At 59.1% G+C, this 14,619-nt stretch carries 12 protein-coding genes; 6 read left to right on the forward strand and 6 right to left on the reverse strand.

Annotated elements, in window-relative coordinates; all coding sequences use genetic code 11:
• Window positions 1-4 precede the first annotated feature (4 nt).
• Genes HNQ72_RS18450 through HNQ72_RS18465 form a run of 4 tightly spaced genes read left to right on the forward strand, consistent with a single transcriptional unit; the run spans window position 5 to window position 4,406 of the window.
• Window positions 5-937, forward strand: coding sequence for a carbohydrate ABC transporter permease (locus HNQ72_RS18450; RefSeq protein ID WP_183994037.1), 933 nt, complete (start codon window positions 5-7; stop codon window positions 935-937).
• The gene (locus tag HNQ72_RS18455) at window positions 934-1,764 is read left to right on the forward strand and encodes a carbohydrate ABC transporter permease (protein WP_183994039.1); all 831 of its coding nucleotides are present in this window, start codon (window positions 934-936) and stop codon (window positions 1,762-1,764) included. The genes HNQ72_RS18450 and HNQ72_RS18455 overlap by 4 nt, the downstream gene beginning before the upstream one ends.
• Before the next feature lie 4 nt (window positions 1,765-1,768).
• Window positions 1,769-3,403 (forward strand): glycoside hydrolase family 43 protein, encoded by a 1,635-nt coding sequence (locus HNQ72_RS18460; protein WP_183994041.1) that lies wholly within the window; start codon window positions 1,769-1,771, stop codon window positions 3,401-3,403.
• A 4-nt stretch (window positions 3,404-3,407) separates the two neighbouring features.
• Window positions 3,408-4,406 carry an ABC transporter ATP-binding protein gene (locus tag HNQ72_RS18465; protein ID WP_183994043.1) on the forward strand — a complete coding sequence of 333 codons (999 nt, stop codon included), beginning with the start codon at window positions 3,408-3,410 and terminating at the stop codon, window positions 4,404-4,406.
• A gap of 23 nt (window positions 4,407-4,429) precedes the next feature.
• On the opposite strand, the gene HNQ72_RS18470 is transcribed toward HNQ72_RS18465, so the two are convergent.
• The 6 genes from HNQ72_RS18470 to HNQ72_RS18495 form a co-directional block, all read right to left on the reverse strand.
• Complete coding sequence (locus HNQ72_RS18470) at window positions 4,430-5,830, reverse strand: ABC transporter permease (protein ID WP_183994044.1); 1,401 nt, start codon at window positions 5,828-5,830, stop codon at window positions 4,430-4,432.
• Window positions 5,827-6,516, reverse strand: coding sequence for an ABC transporter ATP-binding protein (locus HNQ72_RS18475; RefSeq protein ID WP_183994047.1), 690 nt, complete (start codon window positions 6,514-6,516; stop codon window positions 5,827-5,829). Before HNQ72_RS18475 ends, HNQ72_RS18470 begins: the two co-directional genes overlap by 4 nt.
• A 4-nt stretch (window positions 6,517-6,520) precedes the next feature.
• A complete protein-coding gene (locus HNQ72_RS18480) occupies window positions 6,521-6,997 on the reverse strand; it encodes a hypothetical protein (RefSeq protein ID WP_373289459.1) in 477 nt (158 codons plus the stop codon).
• 142 nt (window positions 6,998-7,139) lie between these two features.
• Window positions 7,140-8,894, reverse strand: a complete 1,755-nt coding sequence (locus HNQ72_RS18485; protein WP_183994049.1) for an alkaline phosphatase — start codon at window positions 8,892-8,894, stop codon at window positions 7,140-7,142.
• 186 nt (window positions 8,895-9,080) lie between these two features.
• Window positions 9,081-9,875, reverse strand: coding sequence for an IclR family transcriptional regulator (locus tag HNQ72_RS18490; RefSeq protein ID WP_210319646.1), 795 nt, complete (start codon window positions 9,873-9,875; stop codon window positions 9,081-9,083).
• 136 nt (window positions 9,876-10,011) lie between these two features.
• Complete coding sequence (locus tag HNQ72_RS18495; protein WP_183994051.1) at window positions 10,012-10,920, reverse strand: dihydrodipicolinate synthase family protein; 909 nt, start codon at window positions 10,918-10,920, stop codon at window positions 10,012-10,014.
• A 411-nt stretch (window positions 10,921-11,331) separates the two neighbouring features.
• On the opposite strand from HNQ72_RS18495, the gene HNQ72_RS18500 reads away from it, so the two are divergent.
• On the forward strand, window positions 11,332-12,201 hold the full coding sequence (locus HNQ72_RS18500; RefSeq protein WP_183994053.1) for an alpha/beta hydrolase: 870 nt from the start codon (window positions 11,332-11,334) through the stop codon (window positions 12,199-12,201).
• Window positions 12,202-12,434: 233 nt separating this feature from the next.
• Window positions 12,435-14,552: a TonB-dependent siderophore receptor gene (locus tag HNQ72_RS18505; protein WP_183994055.1), complete on the forward strand. Its 2,118-nt coding sequence runs from the start codon at window positions 12,435-12,437 to the stop codon at window positions 14,550-14,552.
• Window positions 14,553-14,619 lie beyond the last annotated feature (67 nt).

Consider the following 14,619-nt stretch of genomic DNA (forward strand, 5'->3'; position numbering starts at 1 on the left):
TGACATGACGACCATGACCGGCTCACGCCCACAGCTGAGCCCGGCGGCGCGCATTGCGCGCATGCACAGACAAGGAAAGCTCACTGCTCTCCTGCTGTTTTTGCCGCCGGCCCTGGTGCTGTTCACCCTTTTCGTCATCTGGCCGATTTTCAACGCCGCCAATCTCAGCTTCTTCAAATGGAGCGGTTATGGCGCGATCGACAACTTCGTCGGCACCCAGAACTATCAGCGGCTTGCCAACCATTCGGTCTTTCACCAGTCCTTGTGGAATTCGGTAAAGCTGATCCTGGCGTCGTTGTTCATCCAGATCCCGCTGGCCCTGACGCTCGCCCTGCTCATCTACAAGAAGACATCGATCAATACGGCATTCCGGCTGATCTTCTTCGCCCCCTATATTCTCGCCGAGATCGCATCCGGCGTGATCTGGAGCTTCATCTTCGACGGCGACTTCGGGGTGTCCGGCCAGATCGCCACCGCACTCGGCATCGAGCCTTTCTATATCCTGGCAGACCGGCAATTCGCATTCCTCGCCATCATCACCGTCGTCGTGTGGAAATATTTCGGCTATCACATGATGATCTTCATCGCCGCTTTGCAGGCGGTACCGGATGATCTGATCGAGGCGGCCGAGATCGACGGCGCGGGGCGCTGGCAGAAGGTCTTCTACGTCAAGCTGCCGCTGATCATGCATGCGATCAAGCTTTCCGCATTCTTCGCGATTGTCGGCGCGCTGCAGGTCTTCGACATCATCATCCCGCTCACCAATGGCGGTCCGTCCAACTCCACCCATTCGATCGTCAGCTATCTCTACACCTATGGGCTGGCGCAGTTGAATGTCGGTTACGGTGCTGCCGTCGGTGTCGTCCTGTTCATTCTCTGCATGGTGACCGCTTTCAGCTACCGCCGCCTCGCCATGGGTAAAGGAGGCGCATTATGAACCGCCCCGGCTTTTTTCTGGCGCTTGCCCGCGCCGCCGTGCTGTCGATCGTTGCGGCGCTGGTTATCGTGCCGCTCATCGCAACCTTTCTCGGCGGCTTCAAATCGGTCGGCGAACTGAGGGCCTCCCCCTTTGGCCTGCCGCCCGTCTGGCGCATCGAGACCTATACGGATATTCTCGGCGGACCGGTCTTCTGGGGATATATCCAGAACTCGCTGATCATCTCGTTTTCGGCGGTGTTTCTCACCCTGATGCTGGCCTCGATGGCGGCCTATATCTTCGCGCAGATCCACTTTTTCGGCTCGAAATATATCCAGGCCTATCTGCTGCTGGGGCTGATGTTCCCCTTTGCCACGGCGATCGTGCCGTTGTTCCTGCAGATCCGTAATTTCGGCCTTTTGGACAATCCGCTCGGCGTGATCCTGCCGCAGACGGCCTTTTCGATGGCTTTTGCGATCGTGCTTCTGCGCAGCTTCTTTCAGCAATTGCCGAAGGAACTGTTCGAAGCCGCCTATGTGGATGGTTGTGGGTATATCGGTTTCTTCTTCCGCTTCACCCTGCCGCTATCGACGCCGATCCTTGCCACTGTCGGAACCTTCGTCTTCGTTCAGAGCTGGAACAACTATCTGCTGCCTCTGGTCGTGATCAACGACAGTGCCGGCTACACCTGGCCGCTCGGCATCATGCGTTATCGCGGCGAGTTCATGGTCGAGTGGAACCGCATCCTCGCCTTCGTGTCGCTGACCATCCTGCCGGCACTGATCTTCTTCACCTTCACCCAGAAATACATCGTGGCCGGTCTCACCCGCGGCTCCGTGAAAGGATGAGTTCATGACACCCGTAATCCGCAATCCGATCCTGCCCGGCTTCAATGCCGACCCTTCGATCTGCCGCGCCGGCGACGACTATTATATCGCCGTCTCGACCTTCGAATGGTATCCGGGCGTACAGATCCATCATTCGCGCGACCTCGTGAACTGGCGTCTCGTCACCCGCCCACTCAACCGGGCATCGCAGCTCGACATGCGCGGCGATCCGGACAGCTGCGGCATCTGGGCTCCGTGCCTCACCTATTCCGACGGTCTGTTCTGGCTGGTCTATACGGACGTGAAGCGCAAGAGCGGCTCGTTCAAGGATGCGCATAACTATGTGGTCACCGCGCCTTCGATCGAAGGACCGTGGTCGGACCCGGTCTATATGAATTCATCCGGCTTCGATCCGTCGTTTTTCCATGACGACGATGGCCGCAAATGGCATGTGAACCTGCTCTGGGATCATCGTGGACGTCCGTCCCGCTTCGGCGGCATAGTGCTGCAGGAGTATGATCCGGTAGAAAAGAAGCTGGTCGGGCCGATCTCCAACATCTTCAAGGGCTCGCCGCTCGGTCTTGCGGAAGGGCCGCATCTCTACAAGCGTGACGGCTGGTATTACCTGATCGTCGCCGAAGGCGGTACGGGCTACAGCCACGCAGTGACGATGGCACGCTCGCGTAACCTGACCGGTCCTTACGAACTGCATCCCGACACCCATGTCGTCACCTCCCGTTTCCATCCGGATGCAACGCTGCAGCGTGGCGGGCATGGCGATTTCGTCGAAACCCCGGATGGCGGCACCTATATGGTGCATCTGTGCAGCCGTCCGCTGCCGGGCCTTTACCGGTCGGTTCTGGGGCGCGAGACATCCATTCAGAAATGCGTGTGGGGCGATGACGGCTGGTTGCGGCTGGATGGCGAAAAATTCGTCCCGCAGGACGAAGTCACGGCCCCTAACCTGCCGGCACATCCTTTCCCTGCCGAACCGGAGCGTTATGAGTTCAACCAAGACAAGGGATTGCCGCTCGCCTTCCAGTGGCTGCGCTCGCCCTATCCCGAACGGCTGTTCTCGCTGACCGAATGCCCCGGCCATTTGCGCCTTTTCGGACGCGAGTCGATCGGCTCCTGGTTCGAGCAGTCGCTGGTCGCACGGCGACAGACGGATTTCGATTACGATGCAGAGACGGAAGTCGATTGCGATCCGACTTCGCATCTACAGATGGCCGGGCTGATCGCCTACTACAATCGCTTCGCCTACCACTACCTCTGCGTCAGTCATGACGAGAAGGCCGGGCGGTCGCTGCAGATCTTCTACTGTAATGGCCAGTGGCCGAACGGCATGACCATGCTCGGGCTGGACAATCCGATTTCCGTTCCGGACGGTCCGGTGCGCTTGCGGGTCGAGGTGCGCGGAGCGGCCCTGCGCTTCTTCTACATGAAGGATGGAGCCTGGACGCGGATCGGGCCGGTTCTCGACAATTCGGTACTTTCCGACGAGAGCGGTGAAGGCGAGCAGAGCAAGATCACCGGCTCCTTCGTCGGCATCGGCAATTTCACCGGCGCCTTTGTCGGCATGGCAGCCCACGATCTCGGCGGGCTCGCGATGCCGGCCGACTTCTCGCACTTCACCTACAAGAACCTTCCCAAGGAATGATCCGATGGCAGTTGTCGAATATCGAAACATCAAGAAGGTTTTCGGCGCGGTTACCGTCATTCCCGATGCCTCGCTGCATATTCCGGACGGATCCTTCACCGTCTTCGTCGGCCCGTCCGGCTGCGGAAAATCAACCTTGCTGCGTCTGACGGCGGGGCTTGAGGACGCGACCGACGGAAAGATCTTCATCGACGCGCGAGACGTGACCGAGGAGCGCCCGACTGAACGCGGCATCGCCATGGTCTTCCAGTCCTATGCGCTTTATCCGCATATGGACGTGGCGGAAAATATCGGTTTCGCGCTGAAAATGGCCAAGGTGCCGAAGGCGGAGATCAAGGCGAAGGTGGAAGCCGCCGCCGACGTGCTGCAGCTGACGCCGCTGTTGAAGCGCAAGCCGGCGGAGCTTTCCGGCGGCCAGCGGCAGCGTGTCGCCATCGGCCGTGCGATCGTCCGCCAGCCCAAGGTATTTCTGTTTGACGAGCCGCTCTCTAACCTCGATGCCGCATTGCGTACTCAGATGCGCGTGGAGCTTGCGCAACTGCACAAGCGGCTCGGCGCAACGATGATCTATGTGACCCACGACCAGGTGGAAGCCATGACGCTGGCCGACCAGATCGTGGTGCTCAACAAGGGACTGATCGAGCAGGTTGGCGCGCCGATCGATCTCTACAACAGGCCCGAGACGCTTTTCGTCGCCGGTTTCATCGGCTCGCCGAAGATGAACTTCTTCACCGGCCCGCTGGCCGCGGCGGCTGGCGCGCATACGCTTGGCGTCCGGCCTGAACATCTGGATGTCGATCGCAAGAACGGACTTCTTTCCGGCACCGTGCAGTTCTCGGAACGACTGGGCAGCGACACCTACCTGCATGTCGCAATGGAGGGTATCGGCGTGGTTATTGCCCGTGCGGTGGGCGACGCAGTCTATGGGGCAGGGGAGACCGTATGGCTATCCTACTCGCCTGAAATGACGCATCGTTTCGATGAAACAGGCAAGCGGCTCTGAATTAGAAAGATCCTGCGCGCCGATCAGGCGCGCAGGGCGGTTGCCGGGGATTGGCGATAGGCAAGCAAAGCCGGCACGGCAGCCAGAATGCCGGCAAAGCCGAGGAATACCAGCGCCAGACGCATATCCTCACGCGTAAAGCCGACAGGCAGGATGACGCCGCTTTTGGCCGCGAAAAGCTGCGCGCCGATCTGCGCGGCTGCAAGGCCAATCAGGAAGCCGATGCCGATGCCGAGCGCAACAAGCAGGAAAAGCTCCAGCCAGACGATGGTGAACACGGAAAGGCGAGGCGCACCGAAGGCTCGGAGTGCTCCGATCTGGCGCCGCCTCTGGCCTACATGAATAACGGTGACCAGAACAAGCGCTGCTGCGACAAGGCCTTGAGAGCCGGCAGCGACTGCACTCAGGATCATCTTGGCATCGCCGAGCGTCGCATAAAGCCTCGTCAGAACCTCGCCGGGAAAGACACCGAGCGTGCTGCCGGTGCGGTATTCCTGGCGTAGCCGATAGGCATCGGCGATCGTCTTCGGCTTGACCAGAATGGCAGGCAGGCCGGGCGTGGATGCACCGAAGGTTTCGACGACCGGCGCATCAGGATCGATGCTGCCGTGATGATCCTCTTCGATATGAGCGGAGGACGCAGCACCCAGCGCGAAGGCGGGTTTGGCAGGCTGCGCGGCGGGTGTCCCGGCGACCGGTGTGGCGTGTTCCGCCGCCTCGCTCTCGACATGCGTCTCGCCGTCCTCGTGGTTTTCCTCGCCTTCATGGGCGTGGTCGTGACCATCTCCGTCGTGATGCTCTTCCTCATGACCATGTTCTTCGCCAAGGCCATGAACGTGCCAGACGGCCTGGATGGGCACGAGAATGGCGCGGTCCCACGGCGTGCCGGTCGGCTGCAGTTTTCCGGTAACCTTATAGGCCGGGCCGGCGTGGGTGTGCCCACCCGTCTCGGCTGTGCCGTGCATCGGCTTGATTTCCGCCCCGAGCGGCAGGTTTACGGCAGCGCCCAGAACCGCTTCGCCTTCCAGCGCAAACATCTTGCCTTCGGCAAAACCGGGCGTCGTGCTGGAAATGAGCTTGGTGGTCGTGCCGATGATCGGATAGCCGGAAAAACTGTCGCCGAAACCGACCGGGGCGGCCCAGTCTACCCGTGGATCGGCGGAAAGCCTGGTCAAGACGGAACCGTCGACCAGAGGCAGGGGCGCGGCCTGCAGGAAAATGGAGGAGAGAACGAGCTGTGTCTCGCTGCCGGCGGCGCCGACAACGAGATCGAACTTGTCTGCGGCGCGGGCGCTGCCGAGACGCAGAGAACGCTCCTGAAGTGTGACGGCAACGCCGAGTGCGGTAGCAAGCGCCACCAGAAGCACGACGACGGCTCCACCGAGCCAGAGGCGACGCAGATCTGCAAGGATGAACCGGATCATGCCGCCATCTCCCCGGCCTGCGTATCGCCGACGATATGGCCGCCTTTCAGCGACAGTCGGCGTCCAAGCCGCTCTACCAGGCGCTGGTCATGGCTGGCGACGATCAGGGTCGAGCCGGCATCCGCGGCGACCGACAGAAGAAGATCACCGACTGCCTCGCCGCTTTCGAGATCGAGGCTGGCGGTCGGTTCGTCTGCGATGATGACGCCCGGCTTGCGCAGAAGCGCGCGGGCAATCGCAACACGCTGCATCTCACCGCGCGACATGGTCTCGACATGCTGTTCGGGGCGCTTGAGGCCGACGGTTTCGAACAGAACATGGGCGCGCTTGACGAGCTCGGCCGTCGCTACCCGCGACAGGCGTGCCGGCAACAGAATGTTGTCGAGCGCCGACAGGCCGGGAAACAGATGAAAATCCTGCATGACCAGGCCGATATTGGCGGCACGCCAGCGATCGCGCCTGCCTTCGGAAAGATCCGCGAAGTTCTGATCACCCCAGAACACACGACCGGCACGCGTACGTTCCAGGCCTGCAATGATGTTGATGAGGGTGCTTTTTCCCGAGCCGGACCCACCCGTCAGGGCAACACCGCTGCCGGCTGCGATTTCGAGGTGATCGACGGCAAGAACCGGTGCCGTCAGGCCGGGAAACGAGACGGCGAGATTTTCAATCTTCAGCGACAGCATGTTTTCAAACCGTGGCGTATTCGGCCTGGCGAATACGAAGAAGGCTGACGAAGCCGGTTTCCGGATCCGTCCAGGAGCCCATTTCCAGTTTGCCGCGCACTTCGATCGTCTGGCTGGGCTGGGTGAAGGTCTGCTTTTCACCGAGATAGACGACGACGATATTGTCGGGCCAATCGCTATCCGTCGAGCAGAAGGGGCAGATCGACATAGGGATTTCGGTCAGGACAAAAAACTGGGCCTCGGCCTTCAGCGGCGGCGCCATGAAACCGCGCATGGCGATCTCCTTGCCGTTCAGCTGTTTGACCTTGTCGGAAAATTCCAGCCCAAGAACGCTGACCTTGCCGTAAAGCTCGTCAAAGGTGATATCGTTATTGGCCTCAGCACGACCGGCCGCAGCCAGCAGCGGCAGGCCGGATACGAGGCCAAGTGTCATGGTAAGCGCCTGGCGGCGATTGAAACGCGCCGGATGAAGCTTGTTCATGACCCTTCTCCTTTCTGAAATATCCGCTCATCGTCACGCCGGAAGGTGGACAATGCAAGACGGGGAAACACCGAGGACAATCGAACTCGGAAAATAGAACGAGGACACGCCGCTACGGCGTGCCCCCACCATGTTTCAGGCCTTAGTTGGTCTGCTTTGCGCCAAGCGCAAAAGCTTCGGCGAGAGCCTTGTAGACGTCGCTCTGTTCCATGTAGCCACGGAAACCTTCGGCGCCGGGGCCTTCAGCCTGCAGAACCACATCGTCAACGGCGTGAACACCGCTGTCTGCGCTCTTCGGGATGATGCCGCTTACGAGGACCGCGCCGGGAACATCCTTATACTGTTCGTTGGCGATGTATTCCTTCTTCTCGTTCTGGATGGCCGGTGCGAACGGGCCGTCAAGCTTCGGGCGGAAGGTTTCGTAATGGTCCGGGCCGTTATTGGCGTTGAGGAACAGGCGACGGGACACGTCGACCTTGTCCGGATAGCCGTCGCCGTCCTTGTCTTCGTAGTTCGGGAAGCCGGCTTCGGCATAGGTGCCGACCTTTTCGCGCATCTCGGTGCCCGGCTTTTCGTCATCGACGGTGCCGATGATGGAAACGCCGTGCGTGTGGTCACCGGTGACGATGATCAGCGTGTCCGGGTTCTTGGCAGCGAATTCGCGGGCAACGCCAATGGCCTTGTCGAATTCGATCGTGTCGATGACAGCACGATCCCAGTCGAGCGGGTGGGACATCTTGTCGACGTTTGCGGCTTCGACCATCAGGAAGAAGCCTTCCGGGTTCTTCGACAGGTTGTCGAGAGCAACCTTGGTCATTTCGACGAGACCGGGCTGTTCCGGGAATTTGGAAACGGTGCCCTTCTTCAGGAATTCGCGGTCAAGCGTCGTGTCCATGTTGCCGGTGTGGAACAGGCCGAGGATCTTGCCGGTGTTGCTGCCGGCAGCGGTTGCCAGCTCACCCTTGCTGGTTGCCAGCGTGTAACCGGCGTCCTTGAACATGGCGATGTAGTCCTTGTCGTCCTTGCGCTTCGAGCCGGCAGTTGCCTGCGGCAGGAAGTAGGCGGAACCGCCGCCGAGAAGAACGTCCGGCTTGACGTCGAACAGCATGCCGTTGATCTCGGCCTTGTCACCGCGCTTGCGGGTATGGGCTACGACGGCAGCAGGCGTTGCGTCCTGCAGTTCGGCGGTCGAGATGATGCCGATCGACTTCTTGGTCTGGCGGCGCAGAGCTTCTGCCAGCGTTTCGACCTTGGGGTCGTCGAGGGAAGCCGGCGTACGGTCGGCATAAACGCCGATGGCATTCACGGCGGTCTTGTGACCGGTCATATAGGCCGACATCGTGTTGGCGCTATCGGTGGCGACGGCGTCGGTGGCCGAAGTGCCGATGAAGGCTGCCGGCGGCACGTCGTCCATGTTCAGGCGGCCATTGGCCTTACCCTCGGTCATGCCCTTGGACATGATGCGGGCAGCGGTGCGGTGGGCAACCGAGAGACCGTCGGCGATCAGGAAGATAACGTTCTTGGCTTTTGCCTGTTCCGGCGTGCCGTAGACGTTCCAGGTGATGGTCTTGGTTTCGCTGCCGGCAGCAACCTCGACCTTGTAGTCGCCAGCCTTGGCGAGCGTCACGCCACGCAGGATGACGGCCGAACCAAGGACCTTCTCCTTGTTCTTCTCTTCGGCGACGAACTCGACTTCCTTGCCGAGCGTTGCCTTGTAATCCTGGCCGTTGACGGTGATCTTGACGTCTTCCGGCTTTACGACCTTATCGAACTCGACTTTGAAATCGAACGGCGAACCGGTCAGGATCGTCGCGCGATCGAGCGGGTAGACTTCGGCAGCCTGAGCGGCGCCGGCGAGAATGGTCGTAGCGACCAAGGCGGAAAAGAGTTTGCGCATATTCCCCTCACGGATATGTGAAAAAACGACGTCCCCTCCTAGTCCCGCCATGTGACAGTTGGATGACTTGCCGACAGCAATGATTGGTCGATGTCTCGACGCCCGGCCTCAATTTTAGGTGGCAGTGAAATGCAGATGCCGGGATCAGTCATCCTTACATCGGCAAGCCAAGCAGGCCAGCTCGCGTTAGGAACGGTGCCCGATCAGGGCAGAAATTTCGCCACTGACGGAATTCAACAGGCCGATGTAACGTTCGAAGTCACGATTGTTGACGATCGGTGTGAGCGTGGAGAGGCTGATGGCTGCGGCGATCTTACCCCTATGATCGAAGATCGGCACGGCGGTGCAGCGCACGCCTTTTACATGTTCCTGGTCGTCGATCGCATATCCCTGCTCACGAACGCTGGTGATCTCGTCGAGAAAGGCTGCTTCGCTGCCGATGGAACGCGGTGTCGCCGCCTCGTAGGAGTATCCTTTTAGGATGCGCTCTCGGGTCTCTTTATCCTGAAAGGCGACCAGCACCTTGCCGATTGCCGTGCAGTGAAGCGGGAGCTGCCGACCTATCCGTGAATAGGTGATCACGGCTGCCTGCCCCTCCACCTTGTCGATATAGACGCCATGCGTTCCATCGAGGATGCCGAGATGCACGGTCTGGCCGGTCTGTTCGGAGAGGCTGACAAGAAAGCTGTTGCAGATCTTGCGAATGTCTATCGAACTGATGACAAAATTGCCGCGCTCGACCAGTTTCATGCCGAGACGATAACGCCCGTTTTCCTCATTCTGGTCGATATAGCCCCGCGCCTGCATGGTCTTGAGCAGTGCATGCAGCGTGCTCTTGTTCAATCCTGTCCGGGCGCTGATGTCGGTGATCTTGATCTCTCTGTTCTGATCGTCGAACAGGTCAAGAATCTGCAATGCTCTGTCAACGGACTGGATGGTCGGCATGCTTACCCGCTGGGATGAAGGCAAGCCGGTGGCCATCGGCTCGCCTGAAGAATGAATGCCGTGATGTCTAGCACGTTTCCGGCCGTCTTGCAGGTGCGCGACATATGGCCCGGCTCGCAGCAACGAGCCGGGGGCGGTTCCCTTCGATGGTTCCAATCTCGCCAAGGCAGGCTCAGATGATGCCCGCATCGGTGAGCACGCGACGGACTACCGCAATCTTATCCTCGCTGAGCGGCGCTGCCGGTGGCAGCGAATAGGAGGAGATAGGCAGCCTGCAGGCTTTCATCGCTTCCTTGACCACGCCGACGAATGGCACATCGACCTTGTAGATGCGCGGCAACTGCAAGATGGTGCGATGGAGAGCGGTGGCCCTTGCCAGATCGCCGTCCTTGACCGCGCGATAAATGCCCGTCGAAACATTCGGCGCGAAGTTTGCACTTGCGGAAATGGCACCGTCACCTCCCAGAAGCAACGTATTCAACAGATGGTCGTCATAACCGCAGAAGACGCTGAATTCCGGATGCGCGCCCTTTACGATATCGACCATGTCTCGCAGATGGGCCACGGAATCGATCGTATCCTTGAGGCCGACGATATTGGGATGTGCATCGACCAATCGCTTGACGAATTCGGGATAGAGATCCTGGCCGGTAAGCGCCGGGAAATTATAGAGCAGCACCGGCAGTTCGACCGAGTTGGCGATCGCGGAGAAGTAACCGAGCAGGTTTTCTTCCGTCACCTTCCAGTAATAGGGATTGATGGCCACGACGCCGCTGGCGCCGATCGATTGAGCGTGCCGGCTGAGTCCTACTGCCTCGCGTGTATTGGTGCTGCCGGTGCCGATCAGAACCGGCACCCGGCCGGCGGTGTAACGGACGGCAAATTCGGCAACCTCCAGGCGCTCCTCATGGGACATCTGTGAGAACTCGCCGCCGGTGCCCAGGAAGAACATGCCGTCCACGCCTGCGCTGACGAGATGATCGATGACCAGGGCCATGCCGGCCGTGTCGAAGCTGCCATCATCTTTGAAAATGGTAGGGACGGGTGGAATAATCCCCAAAAATTTCATCAATCTGGACATTAACGAACCTCCTTTTGTCAAAAGCGATATCGGAACATGCGAACTGGCTGAATGTTAGAGAATACTCATTTGTTCTATATTATAGAACAGTGTTCCGATGATTTTCAGCGTAGCCGAAGTGCCATTGTCCGGCTTTGGCAAATGCCATTGCGAGGCTGTATGTCGCACCATGGGGGAGATCGCGGGCATTGATCGGGTGCCGAGGGCAGCCGTAGTCATCCTGGCCATCCGCCCTGGCGATTGAAAGGGCTGCTCAATACCTGTGATTCATTATCAAGATTTAGACCGGGTAGCTTGCAGCCTTTCGATCGATCCCTTAGCGATCACTCGAGTGATGCACTCGAGTGATGCACTCGAGTGATGCACTCGAGTGATGCTGTTGAGTGATGCAGTTGAGTGATGGGAGAGAGCATGACCGAGGGGACGCAAGTCTATACGATGCCCGGGACGCGCTTTTTTGACCTGATGCCCGCAAAGGGTGGCGAACCCTATCGGATCTTCCTTTCAATTCCGGCGGGCGAGCCGCCTGCGGAAGGATGGCCGCTTCTGGTGACGACCGACGGCAATGCCACCTTTCCCTTCGCCGTGGCCAGCCTTGTCACTCAGGCGCCCTATCCCACGGGAACGAATGTCGGCTGGGGTGTCGTTGCGGCGATCGGTTATCCATCGGATGATCCCTATAACGCGATGCGCCGAGCCTGGGATCTTGGACCTCCGCCAGTCAAATCCTATCCGCCTTATTTCGAAGGTGGCCCGCCGGTTCTGATCGGCGGCACGGGAGAATTGCTGGATTTCATCGAACACGAACTGCTTCCGAAAATCGCAGCTATGGTGCGGCTCGATCCTGCGCGGCGATCGCTTTTCGGCCATTCGTTTGGCGGCCTCTTCACGCTTTTTTCGCTGTTCGAGCGACCGGGCCTGTTCAAAAACTGGATTGCCGCCAGCCCGACCATTTATTGGGAAGGAAGCGAAATCCTCAATAATGAGGCGCGGCGACCGGATGCACCCGGGAATGCACCGTTCTTGCATCTATCTGCCGGCGAGTACGAAGGCGATGAACTAGCGCCGTTCCAGTACCGGAACGAGGATGCCGAGACACGCCTCGAAAAGCGGAAAACGGAGAGGACTATATCGCTTGCCAGAGAGATGGCTGTTCGTCTGAACGGCACCGCAGATGGCATTCGCACCGAATTTGAAATTTTTCCTGGTGAGACGCACATGTCGGTGCTTGGACCTGCTGTAAACCGGGCCGTCAACATCGCATTCGCAGTCAGAAAGTGATCTTAAATATCAAAGGCCTCAGGCATGTGTGCCTCGGCCGGGGCGTGACAAATTTACGCCGCTTGAGAAAAAGATGACTTTCTAGATCATATTTTATTGATCGCTCGAAATTGAACTTTTATAGCTGCCCCGTGAGCTGACTTCGTCGAGAGAAACTCGCTCTCGCGCGTCTCACATCCACGATCTTTTCGGATCATTCAATTCAGTTTGTCCCTTGTCAAAAGGATCGGGCAATGACGTTCTCTCTTCACCAGTTCCACGCGCGCCATCGTCTTCTTGGTTCCACCATACTGGTTGGTGCCATGACCGCAGCTTTCGTGCCGGCCACGGCTATTGCGCAGGACGCAGCTGGTGAGGCAACGCAGCTTGCTCCGATCGTTCTCCAAAGCGGAGCAACAACGATCGGCCAAGACAATAATACGGTGGTGCCCAGGCGCACCGTGTCGGCCACGAAGACGGACACCCCTTTGGTAGAAACGCCTCGCGCCATTTCGGTGGTGACACACGAGGAAATGGAGCAGCGTGCCGTCACCGACATGATCCAGGCAGCCCGCTACAGCTCGGGCGTCACCACCGGTGCTTTCGGTTACGATCCCCGTTTTGACCAGATCTACATCCGCGGTATCGAAACCACGACCACCGGCGACTTTCGCGACAGTCTACGCCAGCCGATCATGAACTACGGGTCGTTTGCTACTGAAGTCTATACGCTGGATCGTATCGAAATCCTCAAGGGGCCAGTCTCGGTGATGTATGGTGCGGCGAGCGCAGCGGGTATCGTCAACCGTATCTCCAAGATGCCGCAGGAAGAGGCTCACCACGAAGTCGAATTGCAATACGGCACAGTTGGCCGCAAGCAGGCTGCCTTCGATTTCGGTGGTCCAGTTGGCGAGAGTGACGAGCTGTTCTACCGCTTGGTCGGCCTCGTCCGAGAGGGAGAGGGAAGCTACGACATCCCTGATGATCGCTACCTCCTCCAGCCATCCTTCACCTGGAAGCCGAGCGACGACACGACCCTTACGGTCTACGGTCTGGCGCAGAAAGGCGAAACGGGCGCGAGCGCGTGGAGCTACCTTCAGGGCGAGGACGTCTTCCTCTATACCGACCCTGACTTTAACAGCCAGAAGGTCGAGCAGTACCAGCTCGGCTATCAGCTTGAGCACAAGTTTGATAACGGCTTGACCTTCCGCCAGAACGCCCGTGTCGGCGATGTCGATCTCAAGGCGCATTACCTAAACCGCGTACTCCTTAATGCCGCTGGCAATTGGCCAACGACTGCAGTGACGGAGGACATGCGCGCCTATCAGATCGACAACCAGCTCGAAAGCCAGTTTGATACCGGCAGCCTTTCGCATACGCTGCTCATGGGGCTTGACTACACCCGGGTCTTGTCGGAGTTCGCTATGGGCGGTGATGAGGTTGCGCCAGGTACTCCCGGCTCCACGGTGGCAATTCCCGCGCTCACCGACTTCACCGACAGCAGCCTCAGCCAGACAGGCATCTATGCCCAGGACCAGATTGAATTCGGCAAATGGCGCGCCGTGGCGGGTCTTCGCTACGACTGGGCGCACCAGAAGACCGCCGTGGAGGGCGGCTCAACCAGCGAGAAGGATGACGGTGTCCTCTCCGGCCAGGTGGGACTGCTTTACCTGTTTGACAACGGTCTTGCGCCCTATATCAGCTATGGAACATCATTCATCCCATCCACAGCGCTTGCAGCCGATGGTTCGGTTCTCGAACCAACCAAGGGCCGCCAGATCGAAGTTGGCTTGAAATACCAGCCGCAGGGCGAGAATTACTCTTTGAGTGGCGCCGTCTACAGGCTGGTGGAAACAGGCAAGCCTCAGTACGATGTCCCGAGTTACCTGTTCTCACACAATTCCGGCGAAAACACTTATACCGGCTTTGAAATCGAAGGACGTACCGAGTTCGATAACGGCATCAGCCTGATCGCTGCCTATACCTATGCTCACGCCGAAATCACGGAAAACTTCGACCCATCCCTGATCGGCAACACTCCTTCGACGGTGCCGCGTCACGTCGCATCTCTATGGGTGAACTATGCCGTGCCGGAAGACACTGCATTGAGCGGTCTTAGCATCGGTGGTGGCGTACGTGCGATGAGCGAATCCTTCACCAGCGACGCGAATACCGGCAAGAATGCAGGCGTAGCCTATCTCGACGCCGCATTGTCCTATGACTTCGGCGCCACTGCTCCCGACCTCAAGGGACTATCGCTTGCTGTAAGTGCCACCAATCTTGCGGATCGACGCGAACAGGTTTGCACCGACGGTTATTGCTATACCGGCCGAGGCCGCACCGTCTTGGGTTCGCTCAAGTACAAGTGGTAAAACTGGCGGCCTCCTTCCAATGTTATACTCGACATGGGGATGGGGGCATGACCTCGGCTCAGTTCGC

Source organism: Aliirhizobium wenxiniae (assembly GCF_014201355.1).
GTDB lineage: Bacteria > Pseudomonadota > Alphaproteobacteria > Rhizobiales > Rhizobiaceae > Neorhizobium > Neorhizobium wenxiniae.